Here is a 22,906-nt window from a genome sequence, read left to right on the forward strand (position 1 = left end):
GGGGGCGGGGGGGGGGGGGGGGGGGGGGGGGGGGGGGGGGGGGGGGGGGGGGGGGGGGGGGGGGGGGGGGGGGGGGGCGATCTCACCTGTCGGCGGGCGGCGGGCGGCGGGCGGCGGAGGCGGGGGCAGGGCGTCGGGAACGGCGTATGGCCTCACCGTCGGCCGGGCTGCGGGGACGGGCCCGGCTGGCAGGACGGGCACCAGTACGTGGGGCGCTCGCGGGAGCCGTCGCCCTGGTTCGCCACGCGGATCCGGGTGCCGCAGCGCAGGCAGGGGCGGCCCGCGCGGCCGTAGACGAACAGGGTCTGGTCGCTGCGGCCGGTGGTGACGCGGGTGGGGCGCTCGCGGTTGAAGTCCAGGAGCTTCTTGGAGACCGTCGGCAGGTGGGCGGCGTACTCGGTGGGGAGCTTGCCGATGGGGAGCCAGGGGGTGACGCGGAGGAGGAAGCAGATCTCGCTCTTGAAGACGTTGCCGATGCCGGCGAGATTGCGCTGGTCGAGGAGGGCTTCACCGAGGGCGCGGTCGGGGTCGCTGAGGAGGTTCGCCAAGGCCTTGTCGGGATCCCAGTCGGGGCCCAGGAGGTCGGGGCCGAGGTGGCCGACCGCGCGGTCCTCGTCGGCGGTGTGGAGCAGTTCCAGGACGGGGAGCCGGTAGCCGACGGCCGTGCGTTCCTCGGTGCCGAGAATCGCGCGGATCTGGTGAGCGGGGCCGCCGCGCCAGCGCTCGCCCGGGGCGTAGATCTTCCAGGAACCGTCCATGCGCAGGTGCGAGTGCAGGGTCAGGCCGCCCTCGACGCGGGTGAGCAGGTGCTTCCCGCGCGGGATGACGCTCAGGACCGTGCGCCCGGTGAGGTCCGTCAGGGCGTACTTGGGGACCCGGAGGTCGGAAACGGTCAGCACGTGGCCCGCGAGGGCGTTGTGCAGGCGCCGGGTGGCCTGCCAGACGGTGTCTCCTTCGGGCATGGGATCCAGGGTGGCATGGGGGTGGGCGGGGTGTCGTGTGGGTGGGTGGTGGTCTGGGGGAGGAGGGGGGTGGGGTGAGGGTGGTGCGGGGCTGGCCGGTGGGTGGTCGGTGGTCCCTAAGCGCGTAGCCGCAAGCCGCGGGGGGTCGCGTGGAAGCCGGCTGCTTCCAGGAGCGTGCCGAACTCGGACGTCAGCGCGGAGGCGCCGTTCACCCGCTCCACGGTGACCGTGCCGAGGGAGCCCGCGCCGGCGGACGCGGCGAGCGCTTCGGCGGCCGTGCGCAGACGGGCGTCGTGCAGGGTCGCCTCGTCCGGGGCGGCGGGCCAGGCCAGGAGCGTCTTGCCGCCTCGCTCCATGTACAGAGTCAGCTCGCCGTCCACCAGAACGACCAGGGAGCCTGCCTTACGGCCGGGCTTGTGGCCGGCTCCGGTGGGGGGCTCGGGCCAGGGGAGAGCCGCGCCGTAGGCATTCGCGGGGTCGGCGGCGGCCAGCACGACGGCGCGGTTCGCAGTGCTCGCACGGGTGCGGGAGGAGGGTCCGCCGGGGAACGCCTGCGGGGCCGAGCGGGGGGAGTCGGCGGCGTACGGAGACGCGTAACCTCGCCGGGAACCGGGTGCCGATGACCCGGGTGCCGATGACCCGGGGGGTGAGGATCCTGGGCGAGGGCCGGAGGGGCGTCCCGAGCCGGCGTTCATGGAATACGGGTCGTTGTCCGTGCTCGCGGTGGACAGGAAGTCCAGGTTGCCGTCGAAGGGATCCGGATGCCCGACGGGGCCCTCGAAGGGGTCGGCGGCGGGTGCGCCGGAGTGGCCGAGGGACGGGGCACCCGCGAAAGCGGGCTCCGGCAGCGACTCGCCCCGCTCACGGGCCGTGGCCGCCGCCCGCAGCCGGTCCACCGCGCCGTCCATCGCGAACTGCGCGGCCCCCAGCCCCTCCACCACATAGCCTCGGCGCGCCTGGCCACTCTCCTCGAAGACGGACAGGACGCGGTAGACCGCCGAGAAGCCGCCCTCCACACCCTCCGCGGCGACCGCGCCCCGGGTGACCACTCCGTGCCGGTCGAGCAGGGTGCGGGCCAGGGCGTGGGCGCGCACGGTGGCGTCGGGCTCCAGGTCGGGCAGCAGAGACCAGCGGCCCGCGACCGTCGGTGGGCCCGTACGCGAAGTGGGACGCGCGGCGGCCGTCAGGCTTCCGTACCTCCCTCGGGGCACCGTGCGCTTCGCGCGGTGCGCGGTGGAGCCCGCGGTGCGGCCCGAACCCAGCAGGGAGCGCATCGGGCCGAGCGTGTCGTTCGTCAGGCGGCCCGACCACGCCAGGTCCCAGACGGCGTCCGCCAGCTGGGGGTCGGTGGCCGCCGGGTGTGTGGTGGCCCGGACCTGGTCGGTGATCTGGCGGAAGAAGAGGCCGTAGCCGCCGGAGAGGGCATCCAGGACCGACTGGTGGAGCGCTGTCAGTTCCAGGGGGTGCGGGGCCGGAAGGAGGAGCGGCGCCGCATCCGACAGGTACAGGGATACCCAGCCGTCCTTGCCCGGCAGGGCGCCTGCGCCGGCCCAGACCACCTCTCCCGCGGCCGTCAGCTCGTCGAGCATCGCGGGAGCGTAGTGCGAGACGCGGGACGGCAGAACCAGCTTCTCCAGTGCGGACGCCGGTACCGAGGCGCCCTGCAACTGCTCCACCGCGCGCACGAGTCCGTCGATGCCGCGCAGGCCGTGACCGCTGCCCAGGTGCTGCCACTGCGGCAGGAACTGCGCCAGTGCGGTCGGTGGCACCGGCTCCAGCTCATGGCGCAGCGCGGCCAGTGAACGGCGCCGCAGTCTGCGCAGCACCGCCGCGTCACACCACTCCTGGCCGATGCCCGCCGGATGGAACTCGCCCTGGACGACACGGCCGCTGCCCGCGAGCCGCTGCAGGACGCCCTCGGTGACCGCGACACCGAGACCGAAGCGGGCCGCCGCGGCCGTAGAGGTGAAGGGGCCGTGCGTGCGCGCGTACCGGGCGAGGAGATCGCCGAGCGGGTCCTTGACCGGCTCGGTGAAGGCCTCGGGGACACCGACGGGCAGCGCGGTGCCGAGCGCGTCGCGCAGCCGGCCCGCGTCCTCGATCGTCGCCCAGTGGTCCGCCCCGGAGATCCTGACCTGGATGACACGGCGGGCCGCGGCCAGCTCACGGGCCCACTGCGGATCCGCTCCACGCTCGGACAGCTCGGTGTCGGTCAGCGGTCCGAGCATCCGCAGCCGGTCCGCGACACCCTCGGCGTCCTTGATCCGGCGGTCCTCCGTCAGCCACTGCAGCTCGTTCTCCAGCTCGGTCAGGACATCCGCGTCCAGGAGCTCGCGCAGCTCCGCCTGGCCGAGCAGTTCGGCGAGCAGACGTGAGTCCAGCGACAGGGCCGCGGCGCGCCGCTCGGCCAGGGGCGAGTCGCCCTCATACAGGAACTGGGCGACGTAACCGAACAGCAGGGAGCGGGCGAACGGGGACGGCTCGGGGGTCGTGACCTCGACGAGCCTGACCTTGCGGGACTCCAGGTCGCCCATCAGCTCGACCAGGCCCGGTACGTCGAAGACGTCCTGGAGGCATTCCCGGACCGCTTCCAGGACGATCGGGAAGGAACCGAACTCGCTGGCCCCCTGCAGCAGTTGGGCGGCGCGCTGGCGCTGCTGCCACAGGGGGGTGCGCTTGCCCGGGCTGCGGCGCGGCAGCAGCAGGGCGCGGGCCGCGCACTCGCGGAAACGGGAGGCGAACAGGGCCGAGCCGCCGACCTGGTCCGTGACGATCTGGTTGACCTCGCCCTTGTCGAACGCGATGTCCGCCGCGCCCACGGGGGCCTGCTCGGCGTCGTACTCCGCGCCGAGCTTCACGGGCTCCTGGTCCAGCAGGTCCAGGCTCATCAGGTCGGCGTCCGGGAGGCGCAGCACGATCCCGTCGTCGGCGTGCATGACCTGGGCGTCCATGCCGTACCGCTCGGAGAGACGGGCAGCCAGCGCGAGCGCCCAGGGGGCGTGGACCTGCGCGCCGAAGGGGGAGTGCACGACGACCCGCCAGTCGCCCAGCTCGTCGCGGAACCGCTCGACGACGATGGTGCGGTCGTCCGGGATGTGGCCGCAGGCCTCCCGCTGCTCGGCCAGGTAGGAGAGGACGTTGTCCGCGGCCCAGGCGTCCAGGCCCGCGGTAAGCAGCCGCGGGCGGGCCTCGTCCTTGGGCATCGAGCCGACCTCGCGGAGGAACGCACCCAGCGCGCGGCCCAGTTCGAGCGGGCGGCCGAGCTGGTCGCCCTTCCAGAACGGCAGCCTGCCCGGCACGCCGGGCGCGGGCGAGACCAGTACGCGGTCGCGGGTGATGTCCTCGATGCGCCAGGAGCTGGTGCCCAGGGTGAAGACGTCCCCGACCCGGGACTCGTAGACCATCTCCTCGTCCAGCTCGCCCACCCGGCCGCCACCCTTCTTCGGGTCGGAGCCGGCGAGGAACACTCCGAAGAGGCCGCGGTCCGGGATCGTGCCTCCGGAGGTGACGGCCAGGCGCTGGGCACCGGGGCGGCCTGTGATCGTGCCGGCGACTCGGTCCCATACGACGCGGGGGCGCAGTTCCGCGAAGGCGTCCGACGGGTAGCGGCCCGCGAGCATGTCCAGGACCGCCGTGAACGCCGACTCGGGGAGTGACGCGAACGGTGCCGCCCTGCGGACCGTGGCGAGGAGGTCGTCGTACTGCCAGGTGTCGAGTGCCGTCATCGCGACGATCTGCTGGGCCAGTACGTCGAGGGGGTTCGCCGGGACGCGGAGGGATTCGATGGAGCCGGTGCGCATGCGTTCGGTGACCACTGCGGCCTGTACGAGGTCGCCCCGGTATTTGGGGAAGACCACGCCTGTGGAGACCGCGCCTACCTGGTGGCCTGCGCGGCCCACGCGCTGGAGGCCCGATGCCACCGAGGGCGGGGACTCCACTTGGATGACCAGGTCCACCGCTCCCATGTCGATGCCCAGCTCAAGGCTGGAGGTGGCCACCACTGCGGGGAGGCGGCCCGCCTTGAGGTCTTCCTCGACCAGGGCGCGCTGTTCCTTGGAGACCGAGCCGTGGTGGGCTCGGGCGATGACCTGGGGGGCGCCCTGGGCGGCGCCTGAGCCGCCCATGAGTTCGGCGGGAGAGTGGTGCTCCTCCAGGGGTTCGCCCGTCGCCCGCTCGTACGCGATCTCGTTGAGCCGGTTGCAGAGGCGCTCCGCGAGGCGGCGGGAGTTCGCGAAGACGATCGTCGAGCGGTGGGACTGGACCAGGTCGGCGATTCTTTCTTCCACGTGCGGCCAGATGGAGGGTTTCTCGGCGCCTTCGTTGGAATCCGCTACCGGGGAGCCGCCCAGCTCGGCCAGGTCCTCGACGGGGACGACCACGGAGAGGTCGAATTCCTTGCCGGAAGGGGGCTGGACGATCTCCACCTTGCGATGGGGGGAGAGGTAGCGGGCGACCTCGTCCACCGGGCGGACCGTGGCGGAGAGGCCGATCCGGCGGGCCGGTTTCGGCAGTAGTTCGTCGAGCCGCTCCAGGGTGAGGGCCAGGTGGGCGCCGCGCTTGGTGCCAGCGACGGCGTGTACTTCGTCCAGGATCACTGTCTCGATGCCCGTCAGCGCCTCGCGCGTGGCCGACGTGAGCATGAGGAACAGAGACTCTGGGGTCGTGATCAGGATGTCCGGGGGGCGGGTGGCCAGGGTGCGGCGCTCTGCGGGAGGGGTGTCGCCGGAGCGGATGCCGACCTTTACCTCGGGCTCGGGGTCGCCCAGGCGGACGGCTTCCTGGCGGATGCCCGTCAGGGGGCTGCGGAGGTTTCGTTCCACGTCCACCGCCAGGGCTTTGAGTGGAGAGACGTAGAGGACTCGGCAGCGTTTCTTGGGGTCGGCGGGGGGTGGGGTCGAGGCCAGCTGGTCCAGTGCGGCTAGGAAGGCGGCCAGGGTCTTGCCTGAGCCGGTCGGGGCCACCACCAGTACGTCCGAGCCCTCGCCGATGGCCTTCCATGCGCCGGCCTGGGCGTCGGTGGGCGCGGAGAAGGCCCCCGTGAACCAGGCGCGGGTCGCGGGGGAGAAGCCGTCCAGGGCTCGATGTGCGTGGCTGACCATGCGTCCATCCTGCACCCGGGCACTGACAACGGCTTTGACCTGCGGGGGAGGGGGCGTGCCGACGTGCTTGCTGGGGAGGGGCGTGGGAGCGCTTGCCTGTCCGGTGGGGCGGGGCCGGTCCGGGGGTATCCGTCCTCGGTCTGGCACGACGCTGTTTGTTTTCGAAGTGCTCCCGTTGCGCGCCAGCCGCTGCGGGCGGATACCCCCGGACCGGCCCCTTGGGTTGTCGGGCGTCTGCGGGGCGACCCTTGGCTGGGGCCCGGGGGAGGTAGTGGCCTCTGCAGTGTGGTGGCTGAGAATGGGGGTGTGGCGGGGGTGGGGCAGGAGCGGGCTCGGCACTGGCAGTATGCGGAGCTGCCCGGTGTCGATCTGCTGCGTGCTCGGTACGTTCGGAAGACCTTTGTGCGGCATACGCATGAGAACTTCGTCATCGCCGCCATCTCGGACGGGGTGGAGGTGTTTCGCCATGGCGGGGCCGATCAGTACGCCGGGGCCGGGGCTCTCGCGCTGGTCAATCCCGATACTTCGCACACGGGGCGTGCCGGTGTTCCCGAGGGCTGGCGGTACGGGGCGGTCTATCCGTCGCCCGAGCTGGTGGCGGAGATCGCCGCCGAGACCGTCGTTCTTCGCGGTGCGCCCGGTTTTGTGAGCCCGGTCGTCGATGATCCGTATGCCGTGAGGCTGGTGCATCAGGTGTTGCGCGCCGCCGACGAGGGCAATGCGCTTGCCGCCGACACGTTGTTGCGGGTGGCCGTGACGCGGCTGCTGAGGGTCAACGGGGGAACGCTGCCGCAGCGGGTTCCGCGGACGGCGGGGGCCCGGATGGCGGCACGCGCGCGTGCCGTTCTCGAAGAGCGGATCGTGCGACCGCCCACTCTGGAACGGCTCGCCGGGGATCTGGGGACCAGCCCCTTCGCGTTGCTGCGCGCCTTTCGGGACGCCTATGGCATGCCGCCCCACGCGTGGCTCACCGATGTCCGGGTGCGGCGCGCGCGTGGGCTGCTGGACGCCGGAGTCGTGCCCGCCGAGGTGGCGCTGGCCGTGGGCTTCACCGATCAGTCGCACCTCAATCGGCATTTCACCCGGATCGTGGGGGTGCCGCCGGGGGCTTATCAACGTGAGCGCAAGAACGTACAAGATTCGCGTGAGGGGGGCCGCCTACCGTCCCAGGCGTGGCAGAAGAAACAGTTTCCCCGGATGTGGCAGGCATAAGGGATGAAAGGGGTGGGGGAGGCGGAAGAGCGGATGCGCTGAGTGGCGGGAAGGCTGATGCCGCCGTTGTGCAGGACGCGCTTGGGGTTGGGGTGGCTGTCGGGCTTTCCGGGTTCGCCTTTGGGGTGACCTCGGCCGGTAGTGGGCTCACTGTGCTGCAGACCTGTGCTCTCAGTCTCCTGGTGTTCACCGGTGCCTCGCAGTTCGCCCTTGTGGGGGCGCTGGCGGGCGGCGGTAGTCCGTTCGCTGCCGCGGCGGGCGCGTTCTTCCTAGGGGTGCGCAACGCTTTCTACGGGCTCCGGTTGTCGCAGTTGCTGGCCCTCCCGCGCGCGGTGCGGCCGTTCGCCGCCCAGTGGGTCATCGACGAGACCACGGCCGTGGCTCTCGCCCAGCCCACGCGGCGCAGCGTGCGCATCGGGTTCACCGTCACCGGGCTGTCCCTCTATGTGCTGTGGAACCTCACCACACTGCTCGGCGCGCTGGGCGCCGAGGCCATTGGTGATACCGCTGTCTGGGGTCTCGACGCGGCCGGGCCGGCCGTTTTCCTGGCGCTGCTCGCGCCGATGGTCAGGACGGCCCTGGAACGTGTTGTCGCGGGTCTCGCGGTCGTCCTGGGGCTTGGGCTGCTTCCTGTACTGCCTGCCGGTGTGCCCGTCCTGGTGGCTGCGCTGGCCGCTCCGGTCGCCCTCTGGGCCGACGGCCGGCGCAGGGGGCGTACTGAATCCGTCGGTGCGCGTGACGCGGCGGAGGAGAAGCGTTGAACGTCTGGATCGCCATCGGTGTGACCGCTGTTGGTTGTTACGTCGTGAAACTTGTTGGGCTGCTGATTCCCGCGGGCGCTCTGGAGCGGCCGCTCGTCCAGCGGCTGGCCGCTCTGCTGCCCGTCGCCCTGCTGGCCGCCCTGACCGCTCAGCAGACCTTCGCCGACGGCCGCCTGCTGGTGCTGGACGCGAAGGCCGCGGGGCTTGCCGCGGCCGCCGTGGCGCTGCTGCTGCGTGCTCCCTTCCTGGTGGTCGTCGCTGCGGCTGTGGTGGTGACGGCAGGAGTGCGGGCCATGAGTGGTTGAGAGGGTGCGATGACGGGGTGGGGGTGACGGTTGGGGGTGGCGGTTAGAGGGTGATGGTTGAGGGGGACCCGCGGGCTGCGGGGTGGGGTCAGGTGATCGGCAGGCCGTGTGCCCTGAGGGTGCGCAATGCCTCGATCGTGACCATGGGGCGGGCTTCCAGAGCCGTGCCCGGAGCCCACTGGCGCCAGCGGATCGGCCAGCCGCCGTCCTCACGCTGCTGTGTTCTCAGGAAGCTCAGGGAGCGGGTCATCTCCTCGTCGGTGAACCACGCGCGCGCGAGGGAAGCCGGCGTCTTCGCGTAGTCGTGCGGCAGGTGGTGTTCCCCGGGCGCGTAACCGGGTGCCACAGGGAACGCGTCGAGGTGTTCCGGATCCAGCACCGCGAGCCGTTGTTCGCGCACCAGGCGGCCGAGCCGGTCGGCGGCCGCCTCCGCGCGCGGCCGGTCGGGGGCGGAGTCCAGGAAGGCCACGGCGGCCTCGACCTCGTACGGATGTGTCTTCTCCAGCGACTCCACCGCCTGCCAGCAGAAGTCGGTGGCCCGGAACAGCCAGGCGTGCCACACCTCGTTGCGGTGCAGCAGACCCACCACGGGACCGGTGGCGAGCAGTTCGCTGGGCGGGTCGTCCACGACCGGGACGAAGGGCGCCGACGGATAGCCCCGCTGGCTGGGACGGATCGCCGGAAGCGCGCCGTCCTGCGTCGACACGGAGGTGAGGTAACGGCACACGCGTTCCACCCGCTGTCCGCCGCAGCGCCCGATCGAGTCCAGGACGCGCAGCGCGTGCCCGACGTGCAGGGGCTGGCTGACCGGGCCGCGCAGGTCGGGTTCCAGCGCGTGGCCGTACCCGTCGTCCTCGTTGCGGTAGGCGGACAGCGCGGTCTCCACCGTGTCCGCGCCGCCGCCCAGGAAGTGGTACGCGAAACGCCGCTGCTCCAGCACGCGCGCGGTGAGCCAGACGAAATGCTCGGCGCGGGCGACGGCAGAGTGCGCCGGGGGCGTCGGGGGGAGTGGGGATGCTCCTGTTTCGGCCATGGGTCAGACCGTAGGACGGAAAGCGTTCTCGGCAAGCGGTCCCGGCTCGGGCCCACCCTCAGGGGCGGGATAATGAAGTCATGCGGTTGACGGTCTTCTGGGAGCGGATGTCGGATCACTTCGGTACGGAGTACGCCGACACCTTCGCGCGCGATCATGTGATGTCGGAACTCGGCGGACGCACGGTGCGGCAGGCGCTGGACGCGGGCTGGGAGGCGAAGGACGTGTGGCGCGCGGTGTGCACCGCGGTGAACGTTCCCCACGAATCGCGCTGAGCGATCACGAAGATCCGGGGGTGTGGGGTCGATTGTCCGTGGCGTGGGTGAGACTTGGCCCGTGGCATCGACAGATGAGACCGCGCAGGTCGGACAGCACCCATCACCGCTCGGCACGACACCTCCCGCGCCCCCGGCCGGAGGCGCGGCCGAGGGGGGCGCACGCATGCCGCGCTGGTTGCCGCGGGCCATGGTGCTCGCTCTTGCCCTCATCGCCTGTTTCCAGCTGGGCAGTTGGGCCTTTCACCAGCTGACCGGGCTGCTGATCAACATCCTGATCGCGTTCTTCCTGGCCCTCGCCATAGAGCCCGCCGTGAGCTGGATGTCCTCGTTCGGCATGCGCAGGGGGCTGGCCACCGGCCTGGTGTTCCTCATCACGATGATCGTGAGCGCCGGCTTCGTCGCGCTGCTCGGTTCGATGCTCGCCGGGCAGATCATCGACATCGTCGAGGACTTCCCGAAGTACGTCGACTCGGTGATCAGCTGGATCAACACCACCTTCCACACCGAGCTCAGCCGCGTCGACATCCAGGACAGCCTGCTGCGCTCCGACTGGCTCCGGAAGTACGTGCAGAACAGCGCCACCGGAGTGCTGGACGTGTCCGCGCAGGTGCTGGGCGGCCTCTTCCAGCTCCTGACGATCACCCTGTTCGCGTTCTACTTCGCCGCCGACGGCCCGCGGCTGCGGCGCGCGCTGTGCTCGGTGCTGCCCCCGTCCCGGCAGGCGGAGGTCCTGCGCGCGTGGGAGATCGCCGTCAACAAGACCGGCGGTTACCTCTACTCGCGCGGTCTGATGGCGCTCATCTCCGGCCTGGCGCACTACGTCCTGCTGGAGTTCCTCGGCGTGGACTACGCGCCCGTGCTCGCCGTCTGGGTGGGACTGGTCTCGCAGTTCATCCCCACCATCGGTACGTATCTCGCGGGCGCCCTGCCGATGCTGATCGCCTTCACGGTCAACCCCTGGTACGCGCTGTGGGTGCTGGTCTTCGTCGTGATCTACCAGCAGTTCGAGAACTACGTGCTGCAGCCCAAGCTGACCGCGAAGACCGTGGACATCCACCCGGCGGTCGCCTTCGGATCGGTCATCGCGGGCACCGCCCTGCTCGGAGCCGTCGGCGCGCTGATCGCCATCCCGGCGGTCGCCACCCTGCAGGCCTTCCTGGGGGCGTACGTGAAGAGGTACGCCGTCACGGACGACCCGCGGGTGCACGGGCGCCGCGAACGGGGCTCAGGCGCCCTCCTGAAGCGTGTGCGGCAGCTGCTGCGCGGGGATTCCCAGGGGCCACCGCCGGGTGGGGACGACGGGCCGCCGCCGAGTGAGGGTGACCGACCGCCGCGTGAGAGTGACGGGCCCCGAGCTTCTTCCTGAGGCCGTTGCGGGCTGCCCGCACGGCCCCGGAACGGTCCGGCCGCATGGTCGCGACACGCCCCCGCCGTGGTGCGTGATGCGCTTGACATCAAAATCGAACATCCATTCTTATGGAGGCTCTGGCGAAGCCCGGAACGGGATGCGGGCGGGGATTTCATGCGGAAGTGCCCGAGTTATCCACAGGCTGGACGGGCGTCGGGGCGGATTGTCAGTGGCAGGCGTTAGCGTCTTTGACGTGAAGCGATCGACACAAGCAAATCGGGTGGAACCCATGGCAGGAACCGACCGCGAGAAGGCGCTCGACGCCGCGCTCGCACAAATTGAACGGCAATTCGGCAAGGGCGCGGTGATGCGCCTCGGCGAGCGGCCGAACGAGCCCATCGAGGTCATCCCCACCGGCTCGACGGCCCTCGACGTCGCACTCGGCGTCGGCGGCCTGCCGCGTGGCCGAGTGGTGGAGGTGTACGGCCCGGAGTCCTCCGGCAAGACGACCCTGACCCTGCACGCCGTGGCGAACGCGCAGAAGGCCGGCGGCCAGGTGGCCTTCGTGGACGCGGAGCACGCCCTCGACCCCGAGTACGCGAAAAAGCTCGGCGTCGACATCGAGAACCTCATCCTGTCGCAGCCGGACAACGGCGAGCAGGCTCTGGAGATCGTGGACATGCTGATCCGCTCCGGCGCGCTCGACCTCATCGTCATCGACTCCGTCGCGGCCCTCGTGCCGCGCGCGGAGATCGAGGGCGAGATGGGCGACTCGCACGTGGGTCTGCAGGCCCGTCTGATGAGCCAGGCACTGCGGAAGATCACCAGCGCGCTCAACCAGTCGAAGACCACCGCGATCTTCATCAACCAGCTCCGCGAGAAGATCGGCGTGATGTTCGGCTCGCCGGAGACCACGACCGGTGGCCGGGCGCTGAAGTTCTACGCCTCGGTGCGCCTCGACATCCGTCGTATCGAGACCCTGAAGGACGGCACCGACGCGGTCGGCAACCGCACCCGCGTCAAGGTCGTCAAGAACAAGGTCGCACCGCCCTTCAAGCAGGCCGAGTTCGACATCCTCTACGGGCAGGGCATCAGCCGCGAGGGCGGCCTGATCGACATGGGCGTGGAGAACGGCTTCGTCCGCAAGGCCGGCGCCTGGTACACGTACGAGGGCGACCAGCTCGGCCAGGGCAAGGAGAACGCGCGCAACTTCCTGAAGGACAACCCCGACCTCGCCAACGAGATCGAGAAGAAGATCCTGGAGAAGCTGGGCGTCGGTGTGAAGGCGGAGAAGGACAAGCCCGCTGCCGAGCCGGGTGTGGACGCGGCGGCGCCGGTCGCGGCAGGGGAGGGCGCGAAGACTGTTCCCGCTCCCGCGGCCAAGGCCGTCAAGCCCAAGGCCGCGGCGGCCAAGAGCTAGTCCGTGACACGACGAACGGACTGGGCCGAGTACGTCTACCCCGTCGCTCCTCAAGGGCAGGGCCAGGGTCGTGGGGGAGACTTCGGCTCTGCCGGCAGAGGTGGCGCGGACGAAGGCAGCGGATCGTACGAAGGCACCGGATCGTACGAAGGCGATGAGCCGTTCGGTTCCGGTGCCTCGGGCGCGGACGGTGCAGACGGCGAGCACGGGGGAGACCGCCGACCTGCGGGTGGTCGGCGGCGAGGCAGCGGCAGTACGTCCCGCGGCGACGGTTCGCGGGAAGACGGCGGTTCATCGGGCGTCGGCTCGGGGCGCGGCGCCGGTGAGTGGCCGTACGGGGACGGGGACGGAGGAGACCGGGACGAGGGCGCTCCGGGGCGTGGAGGTCGCGCCCGGCGGGGGCGGCGCAGTGGCTTCGGAGAGTCGTCCGGCGGCGCACAGGACGGAGGCGCCCCTTCGTCGTCGAGGGCCGAGAAGGCGGAGCAGCCGAAGGATCCGGCTGAGCAGGCGCGGGCGATCTGTCTGCGCCTGCTCACCGGGACCGCGCGTACGCGCAAGCAGTTGGCGGACGCGTTGCGCAAGCGCGAGATCCCGGACGACGTGGCGGACGAGGTGCTGTCACGCTTCGAAGAGGTCGGGCTGATCAACGACAGCGCCTTCGCGGACGCCTGGGTGGAGTCCCGCCACCATGGCCGGGGTCTCGCCCGGCGGGCACTCGCCCAGGAGCTGCGGACCAAGGGCGTGGATCCCACGCTGATCGACGAGGCGGTCGCACAACTCGACTCCGACCAGGAGGAGGAGACCGCACGCGCACTCGTGGCGCGCAAGCTGCGCTCCACGCGCGGTCTCGACCGCGACAAGCGCATACGGCGTCTTGCGGGCATGCTCGCCCGCAAGGGCTACTCCCAGGGCACCGCCCTGCGCGTGGTCCGCCAGGCGCTTGAGCAAGAGGGCGAGGACACGGAGTTCCTCGGCGACGGGGAGTTCTGAGGTTCCGAGGGGGCCGGGAGGCCGCACCGAAGGGATTGCGGTCCCTGCGATTCGGGTGGAGGGCAAGTGCTGGGGTCGGGGCTGGGCACGGTGGACGCGCGGGGGCGCCCATCGCGCTCGGTCCGGAGCGGTAGGGCGGGCCGCCGTTGCGCTGCCACCGGAGTTCTTCGATCCGGGTAAGTGGCAACTCCCCATCACGGGGCTTCTGTTGTGCGGTTCGTGGGCGTCGGTGAGGTGGGGTTAACCCCCCTCCCAGGACGCCGGGCGACCGCAGTGCACAGATACCTGTGCACAGACGACTGTGTACGCATGGCACAGACACCCGGCGCCGCAGATCCCACGGGACCGGAGCGCGCAGCTCCCACGTCCGAGGAGACCGGCCGCGCCCCGGTCGAACTCTCCGACCTGGCCACGCTCAAAGCACTCGCCCAGCCCCGCCGCCAGCGGATGCTGCAGCACCTCACCGTGCACGGCCCCGCCACCTCCGCGACCCTGGCCCGGGCGCTCGGTCTCAACACCGGAGCCACCAGCTACCACCTGCGTGAACTCGCGCGTTATGGCTTCGTCGAGGAGACCGGCGCCCAAGGGCAGGGCCGCCGGCGCTGGTGGCGGGCCGTTCCCGGCGACCGCCGTTTTCCGCCCCGCAGCCGCCAGAGTCCCGAGATGCGGCTCGTGATGGACGAGCTCAACCACCATGCCTACGCCGCCGACCTCGAACTCTTCGAGCAGCTCCAGCTCGACGCGGCCGACGGACCATGGGCCGACGCCTTTCCGTACTCGCGCGGCACGATCCGGCTGACGCTTCCCGAACTCCGCGCGTTCTTCGAGGAGTACATCGGCCTCCTCAACCGGTACAAGCGCCCTGTGGCCGACACTCCGGCCGGCGCCCGCACGGTACTCACCCGGTTCCTCGCCTTCCCCGCCCAGACCGCCGCCGCGGACGGGCGAGGCATGCAAGACCAAGGCCCGGACGGACAAGGTCAGGAAGACAAAGACAAAGACATCGCAGACCAGGGCGTAGAAGACCAGGACGAAGACAACAGGAGAGAGGCCGAGACGCCATGATGCTGCGCTATGCCCTGCGGACCGTACGGCACCGGAAAGGCGGCTTCCTCGGCGTCTTCCTCGCCCTGATGTGCGCTGCCGCCCTCATCGCCGCCTGCGGCACTCTCCTCGAAACCGGACTGCGCGGCACCATCAGTACAGAGCGTTACGCCGCCACCCCGGTCGTGGTCTCCGCCGACCAGAACGTCCACCAGACCACCGTCAAGCACAAGAAGGGCAAGACCAAGACCAAGCACAAGGCCAAACCCATCGCCGAACGGGCCTGGTTGCCGGAGAACCTCGCAGCGCGGCTCGGCGCGGTTCCCGGTGTCGCGCGTGTCATCCCCGAACTGACGTTTCTGGCGCAGCCATTGACGCCCTCAGGGACCGGCGACCGAACCGCCTACGGCCACGCCTGGGACTCGGCGGCCCTCACCCCGTACACCCTCGCGACCGGTAGCCCGCCCCGTGCGGCCGACGAACTGGTCGTGGACCGCTACCTCGCCGACCGCGCCCGGATCCAGCCAGGTGACCGTCTCGGCGTCCAGTCCACGCAGAGCCCCCGTACGTACCGCGTCACCGGCATCGCGGTGCCCGCGGGAGACGGCGTACGCCACCAGACCTCGCTCTTCTTCTCGGCCGCCGAAGCCCGGCGCCTCGCCGCCCACCCCGGTGAAGTCACGACCTTCGGTGTCGTGCCGGACAGGGGCACCGAGGCGGCCACACTCGAAAGTGCCGTGGCCAAGGCGCTGCACGGAACCACCGCGCAGGTCAGCTCGGGGGACGAGCGAGGTCCCGTCGAGTTCCTCGATGCCGCTGCCGCCCGGATCAGACTCGTCAGCATGGGCGGTGCGATGGGTGGCACGTCCCTGCTCGTCGCCGTCCTCGTGGTCGTCGGAACCTTCGGGCTCTCCGTCCAGCAGCGGCACCGCGAACTCGCCCTGCTGCGCGCGATCGCCGCCACATCAGGACAGATCCGTAAGCTCCTCGGCCGGGAGGCACTGCTGGTCGGCGCCGCCGCAGGCGTCGTCGGAGCGCTCGCCGGACTGCCGCTGGGCGGCTGGCTGCACGGCAGGTTCGTCGCCCTCGGTGCCGTCCCCGCCACGCTGCAGCACACGGTCAGCGTGTTCCCGCTGTTCGCCGCGGTCGCCGCCACCCTCTTCGGTGCCTGGGCCGCCGCGCGTGTGTCATCCCGTCGCATCGCCCGTATCCGCCCGGCCGAAGCACTCGCCGAGACCGGCGCCGCACTCACCGGGCCCGCGTGGGGCCGCATCCTCGCGGGACTCGTGCTGCTGGCCGGAGGGACGGTCCTCGTTGTCCTGCTCAGCGTGCTGCGCACCGAGCCCGCCTCGACACCCGTGACGTTCCTCGCCGTTGTCGTCCTTGCCTCCGCCGTTGCCCTGCTCGGTCCCCTCCTGGTGCGGGCGGCCGTGGCGGTCCTGGGCCCTCCACTGCGGCTCACCGGGCCGGGCGCCAGGCTCGCCACCGCCAACCTGCGCGGCAACGCCACCCGCATGGCCTCCGTCGTCACCCCGCTCACCCTCCTCATCGGCATGACCTGTACCGTCCTCTTCGTCCAGCCGACCCTGGGGCACGCGGCCCGGGAGCAGGCCCGTGAGGGCATCCGCGCGGACTGGGTCCTCGCCGCACAGGGCCCTGGCGTCCCGGCGGAGGCCGCACGGCAGCTGCGTACGGGCCATGACGTCGGCACCGGGGCCGTGACCGAGGTCGTCCGCACCACCGTCCGTGTCGGGCTCTCCAAGTACGCGGCCCAGGGCGTCACAACCCGAGGGCTGACCCGTACCTGGGATCCCGATGTCACCGCCGGATCCCTCGACGGGCTCGCGAAGGACACCATCGCCGTCAGTGAACTCGCGGCGGATCAGCTCCACTTGCGGCCCGGCAGCACGCTGAAGCTCACCCTCGGCGACGGAACACCTGTCACCCTCACCGTCGCCGCCGTCTATGCCAGGGGGCTCGGGTTCGGCGACCTCACCATGGCCCACGACCTGGTCGCCCGGCACGTCGACAACCCGCTCGCGGCCACGGTTCTCGTCTCCACCCACCGTTCACGGGAAGAACTGGCGACGGCCGTGCGGGAGTTCCCGGGGGTCAGGGTTGTCTCACCGGCCACCGCGGACTCGTTGCAGGCCGAGCGGCAGCAGGCGAACGCCGAGGTGAACTACTTCGCCATGGGCCTCGTGCTCGCCTTCACCGCCATCGCGGTCGTCAACACGCTCGCCATGTCGGTATCGGAACGTGTCCGCGAGTTCGCGCTGCTCCGCCTCGCCGGCGCCACCCGCCGACAGGTACTGCGCATGCTGCGGACCGAGGCGCTGTCGGTCCTGCTGCTGGCCACGGCCCTCGGCAGCGGGATCGCGCTCGCCGTCCTCACGGCCTTCAGCGTCGGGATGACGGGCAGCGCGGCCCCGGCCGTCACACCGCTGGTGTACATCGCGGTGGTGGCGTCCGCCGGTCTGCTGGCCCTCGTCGCCAGCGCGCTGCCCGGCCGCGCGGCTCTCCGGGTACGCCCTGTCACTGCGGCGACGGCCAAGGAGTGATGAGGGAGTAAGGGGCGGTTTGCAATGGTGGGGGCCCCTTACATGAAGGGGCCCCCACCGCTAGCTATGCCCGAGGGGCCGGCGGGGTATGCCGGAGACCGACGTCTCCTAGGCCGTAGCCGTAGCCGTAGCCGTGGTCGTGACCGAAGCCGCAGTCGTCTCCACCGGCAGCCCCGCCGCTCGCCAAGCCTGGAAGCCTCCCACCAGGTCCGTGGCCCGGTGCAGGCCCAGCAGGCGCAGGGAGGCGGCCGCGAGGCTCGACGCGTAGCCCTCGTTGCAGACGATCACGACGCGCAGGTCGTGGCTCGTGGCTTCGGGGGCGCGATGACTGCCCTGCGGGTCGAGCCGCCACTCCAGTTCGTTGCGCTCGACGACGAGAGCCCCGGGGATCAGGCCGTCACGCTCGCGCAGTGCCGCGTACCGGATGTCGACGAGCAGCGCGTCGCCCGTCCGGGCGGCGTCGTGGGCTGCCTGTGCCTCGACCCGGTCCAGGTCCGCACGGACCCGCTCAAGCAACTCGTCGATACCCAAGGGGCGTTCGGCCGTCGCGGAAGGCGCGGCTGCCACGGGTCGTCCGGTCGTTCCGGCCGTCACTGCCAGTCCTCGGGGCGCTCGACCTGCTCCAGGCGCAGCACCTGGCCGGTCCGGCTGTAGCGGCTGATCCGGGGGAGCGGCGGGTAGTACGCGTGCACGGAGACGGCATGCTCCTCGGTGGACTCGTTGAGCACCTCGTGCACATGGTGCTGACCGAACGAGCGGCCCTTGCCGGCCGACAGCAGCCGCTCACGGTCGATCCCCTCGTTGAGTTCGAGGGTCTTCCAGCCGTCGGTGGGCAGCCGTGCGACGAGCGAGTTCTCCTTGAGTTCGCCGGACGCGGTGAGGAAAGCGCCCACCGACTCGGCGTGGTCGTGCCAGCCGGTGCCCGTACCGGGCGGCCAGCCGATGAGCCAGGCCTCGCTTCCGCCGGGACCTTCGAGGCGTACCCACGTACGGCCCTCGGGATCGAGCGGCAGGGAGGCGATCAGTTCGGCGTCGGCGGCCGTGCGTCGTACGAAGTCCAGCAGCTCGGCCTGGGTGGGAGTACGGGCCTCGGTGGAGGCGGTGGAACCGGCGGAAGCGGGAGCAGAGGGTGACACAGACACGGGTACCGTCCTGACAAGCGTTCGCGTGGGTGCGCGCGGCAGCCGAAGGGCCTCACACGCGAGATTTCAGAGGATGCGAATTCAGCAGGACGGGCGACACACGCAGCCCGCATAGCGGACGAGGTCCATATGGACCCTCCGCCACAGGCGCACACAGGTGTCGGTCACGATCCGGAGTACACCATGACGGTGCGGGCCGGTCAACTCAGTGTCATGGGTTGGACAGCGGCCCTCTGCACAGGAGGAACAGGCTCCTCTCAGGACTTGCCCGCGGGCGCCTCCGCCGTGGTCCGGGGACCGCCCAGCGCCGCCTCCGCGGCCTCGTACAGGTCGGCCGGGCGCACCCCGCCGAACGCCGTGACCAGGTGTCCGTCCGGGCGGATCAGCAGCACGGTGTGCGCGGCCGCGCCCGGATAGCTCTCGGCGACCAGCAGCTCGGCCCGGTGCGGCAGCGCGGTCACTGCAGCGGCGAGCCGCGGCATGATCCCCGCCGTCACCCAGTGCTTGCGGTCCCACACCACGGTCCCCGGCGCGATCAGCAGCACGAGCAGCGCTCCCCGGCCCAGCCGGTCGCGCAGGGCCACGGACGAACCGTCCTCGGCGGTCACCCATACATCGGCGATCGCGGCACCCGGCGCCGTGTCGACCTCGACCGCGGACTCGGCGTACGGAGGTGCGAGCGGCGAATCGGCGTACGCCCCCGGCGCACCCAGTGGACCGCGCCCCAGGTGTCCGTCCGTGAGGAGCGCGTCATGACCGCGGGCCGCCCCGGGCACCGCGGAACGCAGTCCACCGCCGCGCAGCAGCGGCAGTGCCTGGTCGGCGGCGCGCAGGCGCGCCGCGACGATCGCGCGCCGCTCCACCTGGTAGCTGTCGAGCAGTGCCTCGTGCGGACCGTGGTGCCAGGCGAGGGCCAGTTTCCACGCGAGGTTGTCGGCGTCCCGCAGGCCCTCGTCGAGGCCCTGGGTGCCGAGTGCTCCGAGCAGATGCGCCGAGTCCCCGGCGAGGAAGACCCGGCCGGCCCGCCAGCGCCGCGCCAGCCGGTGGTGGACCGTGTGGACGCCGGTGTCGAGCAGCTCGTACGGCGGGGTGGTGCCCCCGCTCCAGCCCGCGAGGGTCTCCCGGACGCGTGCCACCAGGAGGTCCGGTGTGACCAGGTCCTTGCCCGGCGGCAGCAGCCAGTCCATGCGCCACACGTCGTCGGCGAGGGGGCGCGCGGTCACCTCGGAGACCGGGGGGCCCGAGGTCCGCCACGGCGGCGTGCGGTGCAGCAACGCCTCGCCGGGCCACGGGAGTTCCGTGCGCAGTGCGGCGACGGCGTGGCGTTCCACGGCCGTACGTCCCGGGAAACGGATGTCCTGGAGCTTGCGGACCGTCGAGCGGGGTCCGTCGCAGCCCACCAGGTAGCTGCCGCGCCACCAGGTGCCCTTGGGGCCCCGGGTGTGCGCGGTGACGCCGGCGGGCTCCTGTTCCAGGGAGTCGAGACGGCTGTCCACGGCGACCCTGACCAGGCGTTCGGCGCCGATCGCCTCGCGCAGGGCGGCGGTGAGAACGTGCTGGGGGAGGTGCAGCAGCGTGGGATCGTCCTCGCCGAACGTGATCTCCCGCATCACCTGCTTGCGCCGCATCGACCGCCATCCGGCCCAGCGAAAGCCGGTCTCGGCGACGGGGAAGCCGGTCAGCCGGCCGATCAGCGCGGCCGTGTCCTCGCGCAGGACGGCCGTACGCGCGAGTCGCTGTTCGTCCTTGCCGGGGCCCTCGTCCAGGACGACCGACGGGACCTCCTGACGCGCCAGCGCCAGGGCGAGCGTGAGTCCTACGGGCCCCGCTCCGACGATGATCACCGGGTCCACGGCGTGGTGCCCCCTGCCCGGAGCGGCGTACTGGGTGTCCTACCGGGACTTGCAGGTGGAGCGGGGTACACGATCACAGAACGTATGCAACCTATTGCCGGTGCTTGCGTCAAGTGACGGAGGGAGTGGGCTCCCCCAACTGGTCTGCAGACAAATAGCGAATCACGGCTGAGCTACATGCGTGAGCCACCAAGGCGCCTTTTGGCAACGTACGGCTTGGCGGTCAGCCCCATGCCGGGGCCGATCATCGTCTTGATCCTCGACAGCGTCTACTGCTGGTCCGGCCGGCCGTGCGCGACCGGCCCCTTTGTCAGCTCCGCTTCTGACCGTATGAACTGGGCCTCGCTCAGCCGCGGCGGGGAGGCTGAACCCGCCGACCGAAGCGCCTGCGGGCACCCTTGTCCCAGGACCTGCGCCACCGTTGCACCGACCGGACGCTGACCCGTAACTCCTTCACGATCGCCGAACTCGGCTCACCCACCGCGAACCCGCTCAGCCCACTAACCTGGCTGGACCGGCTGATACAGGCAGATCTGCTCTCACCTAACCCCGTGACCGATTTCTCAATCCGATGTGGCCCCACTATTTGCGGTCACGAGTCGAGGCGTCGAATTTTCTGGCTTGCCATGCGATGCGAGCAGCGTGCAAGCGATTGTCGACGTTCAGCTTCGCGAATACGGAACGTACGTGATCCTTGACGGTCCCCGGAGTGATTGTTAGAGAATTGGCTATAGTCTGGTTTGGGAGTCCCTGACTCAGCAACTCAAGGACTTCGAGTTCCCTTGCCGTAAGAGCGCAAATTTTTTCCTGCGCAGCCTTTTTCTGTGTAGATTCTATGACTGGTGCCGTGTATTCGGTTATGACTTTTCTGGATATCTCGGGGGATAGGGCGCAGCCTCCATGAAGCGCTGCGGGGAGCGCCCAAGATAGATGTAGATGAGCTGTCTCTTGCAATAGAATTCCGGATGCGCCAAGGGTAAGCAGGTGGCGCACTCCAACTTCTGAAACACATTCTGTGATAACGAGAGTTGCGGGTATTTTGCGGACCCGCTTAAGCTGGGCGAGGGGCTGAATTACATCTTTATGTGAAGGGGAGCAGAATATGGCGAGTTCAGGGTGTGTGGTTGCAATAAGGGATGTTGCATCGTGCGCTTCCCCTTCAGCGACCACGCTCAAATTTAGCTGAGATTCCAAGATGGCCCGCAGGCCAGCTCGAGAAAGTCGGCTATCGTCAATAAGTGCGACTCGCATTATTAGACCCCCGGTCAATCTCTGCCATGAAGCAAAGGCTGCCAATCTGGTCGTGAATGGCAGCGCAGTGAGCGTGCTGTTTTCATCCTATCAATCTCATTGCAGAATTCGATGTCCGATTTTATAAAATTGAGCTCTTCTTGAGCCTTGAGTTGGTCAATTCGCGTGATTCTGTATTTATCGCCCATTGTGTACATAGTTCGTCGAAGGCGCAAAGAGTGATCATTTGCAAATCTCGTCAGTTGTTGACTCTGCGGCTACGGTGCTTCTGGGAAGAAGTCAACCCCCTGCGCTGGGGATAGTGGGAGAGGGTTCCATCTGTCGGGGGGTGTTCTGTGTACCCCACATCCGATTGTATTGGCCTCAGAAGCCGCTGGGCCCCGAACGGGGTCTTGCGAGCCGTGTCATCGCTGAGCAAGTAGTGAAGGGTGAAAGATTATGTTGAAGCGTAGTCGCATTTACCGCGTTGCAGTTACGCCGGCGTTTGGATTGCTACTCGCTGGCATCTTCTCGTTCGGTGCTGGTGCCACTGCATCGGCCGACACCATGGATGTGCAGGCGCATCCAAGTGGCTGCGAGTTCAAGATTCAAGATGCGTGGCGAACTATGGCCAAGTGCAGCGAGTCCAACGGGGGGCACTACCGAGCCATCGCGGTTTGCAAGGACTCGGAAGGCAGGGTGACGAATGCAGTAGGCGCTTGGAAAAATAATTCCACTCCGTCCTATGCTTATTGTTCTGGCTCCGGTAAGCCTACGGCTGCGGGTGTCGAGACGAAGTACAACTGACGCACGGGTGTCATTGGAAACTCCAGCAGGCTCCGAAGTTGTGCAATCTAGAAGGGCTGAAATTGTGACGAAGCGCTTTTCGCTACTCGTTGCCGGTGGGTTCCTTGCAGTTTCTCCGCTGGTCTTCCAGACGGCGGCTTCAGCTGCCACTGATGGCGTTGCTGCCTGGCCAACAGGTTGTACGGCTCGGAAGGTTTTTTCTGATGCCGTGGGAGCGACATGCACAAAGAGTAACGGGGGGCACTGGAAGGCATCCGCTAATTGCAGGGCGATATCGGGTGGCCCTGATGTCTACCGCGAGGCGGGAGTTTGGAAGTCCAGTGGTGAGTCGATCGTTTACTGCCCCTCAGGCACATATGTGCTTGACGTGGGGTACTTGACAAAGGCCTCTTAGTCTCGATCTTTTGCGATGGGCCCCCGACGGAGTCGGGGGCCCATCTTAATGTGGGCGGCAGAGGGCGGGGGTGACAGAAGGCCCAGACCTTATCTTATGTGAGCGTCAGGCTGCACGGATTCGATATGGTTATTCGCTTGTCACGTAGACTTAACGACGGCTGCTGAGCTTGAACTTGGGGCGTTGTAGCTGCTGACAGGTTTTTATCCTCGCGGTACGCCGTCTCTTATGAGGTACGCGCAGGGCGGCGGTCTGTCGGATGAGCGTCGCAGTTCCGCGAGGCGATCAGGTTTAGGGCGGCTGGCGGGTTCGCGGTGGGTGAGCCGAGTTCGGCGATCGTGAAGGAGTTACGGGTCAGCGTCCGGTCGGTGCAACGGTGGCGCAGGTCCTGGGACAAGGGTGCCCGCAGGCGCTTCGGTCGGCGGGTTCAGCCTCCCCGCCGCGGCTGAGCGAGGCCCAGTTCATAC

At 69.7% G+C, this 22,906-nt stretch carries 18 protein-coding genes and 1 pseudogene; 10 read left to right on the forward strand and 9 right to left on the reverse strand.

Translation table 11 applies throughout. The annotated features are described in order from the left end of the window. Positions 1-152: 152 nt before the first annotated feature. Positions 153-962 carry an Fpg/Nei family DNA glycosylase gene (locus C6Y14_RS37805; protein WP_107021442.1) on the reverse strand — a complete coding sequence of 270 codons (810 nt, stop codon included), beginning with the start codon at positions 960-962 and terminating at the stop codon, positions 153-155. Positions 963-1,078: 116 nt separating this feature from the next. Beyond that, a complete protein-coding gene (locus C6Y14_RS37810; protein WP_107021443.1) occupies positions 1,079-6,061 on the reverse strand; it encodes an ATP-dependent helicase in 4,983 nt (1,660 codons plus the stop codon). A gap of 306 nt (positions 6,062-6,367) precedes the next feature. Here C6Y14_RS37810 and C6Y14_RS37815 point away from each other — a divergent pair, with 306 nt between their 5' ends. Genes C6Y14_RS37815 through C6Y14_RS37825 form a run of 3 tightly spaced genes read left to right on the forward strand, consistent with a single transcriptional unit; the run spans position 6,368 to position 8,339 of the window. Then, positions 6,368-7,273, forward strand: coding sequence for an AraC family transcriptional regulator (locus tag C6Y14_RS37815; protein WP_107021444.1), 906 nt, complete (start codon positions 6,368-6,370; stop codon positions 7,271-7,273). Next, positions 7,270-8,034: an AzlC family ABC transporter permease gene (locus C6Y14_RS37820; RefSeq protein WP_107021583.1), complete on the forward strand. Its 765-nt coding sequence runs from the start codon at positions 7,270-7,272 to the stop codon at positions 8,032-8,034. Before C6Y14_RS37815 ends, C6Y14_RS37820 begins: the two co-directional genes overlap by 4 nt. Continuing rightward, entirely contained in the window at positions 8,031-8,339 is a 309-nt protein-coding gene (locus C6Y14_RS37825; protein WP_107021445.1) for an AzlD domain-containing protein, read from the forward strand. The genes C6Y14_RS37820 and C6Y14_RS37825 overlap by 4 nt, the downstream gene beginning before the upstream one ends. Before the next feature lie 88 nt (positions 8,340-8,427). Here C6Y14_RS37825 and C6Y14_RS37830 read toward each other — a convergent pair whose 3' ends face one another. Continuing rightward, positions 8,428-9,372, reverse strand: coding sequence for a hypothetical protein (locus C6Y14_RS37830; RefSeq protein WP_107021446.1), 945 nt, complete (start codon positions 9,370-9,372; stop codon positions 8,428-8,430). 80 nt (positions 9,373-9,452) lie between these two features. Between C6Y14_RS37830 and C6Y14_RS37835 the strand changes: the two genes are divergently transcribed. From C6Y14_RS37835 to C6Y14_RS37860, 6 genes are all read left to right on the forward strand, one after another. Further along, positions 9,453-9,647: a DUF3046 domain-containing protein gene (locus C6Y14_RS37835; protein ID WP_107021447.1), complete on the forward strand. Its 195-nt coding sequence runs from the start codon at positions 9,453-9,455 to the stop codon at positions 9,645-9,647. A gap of 61 nt (positions 9,648-9,708) precedes the next feature. Then, positions 9,709-11,016: an AI-2E family transporter gene (locus C6Y14_RS37840; protein ID WP_107021448.1), complete on the forward strand. Its 1,308-nt coding sequence runs from the start codon at positions 9,709-9,711 to the stop codon at positions 11,014-11,016. 271 nt (positions 11,017-11,287) lie between these two features. Beyond that, entirely contained in the window at positions 11,288-12,418 is a 1,131-nt protein-coding gene (gene recA / locus C6Y14_RS37845) for a recombinase RecA (RefSeq protein WP_107021449.1), read from the forward strand. Positions 12,419-12,421: 3 nt separating this feature from the next. Continuing rightward, positions 12,422-13,408 (forward strand): recombination regulator RecX, encoded by a 987-nt coding sequence (gene recX / locus C6Y14_RS37850; RefSeq protein ID WP_107021450.1) that lies wholly within the window; start codon positions 12,422-12,424, stop codon positions 13,406-13,408. A gap of 309 nt (positions 13,409-13,717) precedes the next feature. Next, positions 13,718-14,473, forward strand: a complete 756-nt coding sequence (locus C6Y14_RS37855; RefSeq protein WP_107021451.1) for a winged helix-turn-helix domain-containing protein — start codon at positions 13,718-13,720, stop codon at positions 14,471-14,473. Beyond that, positions 14,470-17,013 carry an ABC transporter permease gene (locus C6Y14_RS37860; RefSeq protein WP_107021452.1) on the forward strand — a complete coding sequence of 848 codons (2,544 nt, stop codon included), beginning with the start codon at positions 14,470-14,472 and terminating at the stop codon, positions 17,011-17,013. The genes C6Y14_RS37855 and C6Y14_RS37860 overlap by 4 nt, the downstream gene beginning before the upstream one ends. Before the next feature lie 108 nt (positions 17,014-17,121). Here the strand turns inward: C6Y14_RS37860 and C6Y14_RS37865 are convergent, their stop codons facing one another. The 6 genes and pseudogenes from C6Y14_RS37865 to C6Y14_RS45955 all read right to left on the reverse strand — a co-directional run bounded on the left by C6Y14_RS37865 (position 17,122) and on the right by C6Y14_RS45955 (position 21,259). Continuing rightward, entirely contained in the window at positions 17,122-17,580 is a 459-nt protein-coding gene (locus C6Y14_RS37865; protein ID WP_107021584.1) for a rhodanese-like domain-containing protein, read from the reverse strand. Positions 17,581-17,603: 23 nt separating this feature from the next. Continuing rightward, positions 17,604-18,155 carry a cupin domain-containing protein gene (locus tag C6Y14_RS37870; RefSeq protein ID WP_107021453.1) on the reverse strand — a complete coding sequence of 184 codons (552 nt, stop codon included), beginning with the start codon at positions 18,153-18,155 and terminating at the stop codon, positions 17,604-17,606. Between the two features lie 81 nt (positions 18,156-18,236). After that, positions 18,237-18,323 carry a putative leader peptide gene (locus C6Y14_RS45950; protein WP_313960178.1) on the reverse strand — a complete coding sequence of 29 codons (87 nt, stop codon included), beginning with the start codon at positions 18,321-18,323 and terminating at the stop codon, positions 18,237-18,239. Positions 18,324-18,412: 89 nt separating this feature from the next. Then, positions 18,413-20,008, reverse strand: a complete 1,596-nt coding sequence (locus C6Y14_RS37875) for an FAD-dependent monooxygenase (RefSeq protein WP_107021454.1) — start codon at positions 20,006-20,008, stop codon at positions 18,413-18,415. Positions 20,009-20,280: 272 nt separating this feature from the next. Continuing rightward, positions 20,281-20,495, reverse strand: a pseudogene (locus tag C6Y14_RS46055) (helix-turn-helix domain-containing protein); the annotation flags it as partial. 95 nt (positions 20,496-20,590) lie between these two features. Beyond that, on the reverse strand, positions 20,591-21,259 hold the full coding sequence (locus C6Y14_RS45955) for a LuxR C-terminal-related transcriptional regulator (RefSeq protein WP_107021455.1): 669 nt from the start codon (positions 21,257-21,259) through the stop codon (positions 20,591-20,593). A 1,494-nt stretch (positions 21,260-22,753) separates the two neighbouring features. Between C6Y14_RS45955 and C6Y14_RS45370 the strand changes: the two genes are divergently transcribed. Next, positions 22,754-22,888: a hypothetical protein gene (locus C6Y14_RS45370; RefSeq protein WP_263973120.1), complete on the forward strand. Its 135-nt coding sequence runs from the start codon at positions 22,754-22,756 to the stop codon at positions 22,886-22,888. Positions 22,889-22,906: the final 18 nt, after the last annotated feature.

Origin of the sequence: Streptomyces dioscori (assembly GCF_003024195.1) — a bacterium.
Lineage (GTDB): Bacteria > Actinomycetota > Actinomycetes > Streptomycetales > Streptomycetaceae > Streptomyces > Streptomyces dioscori.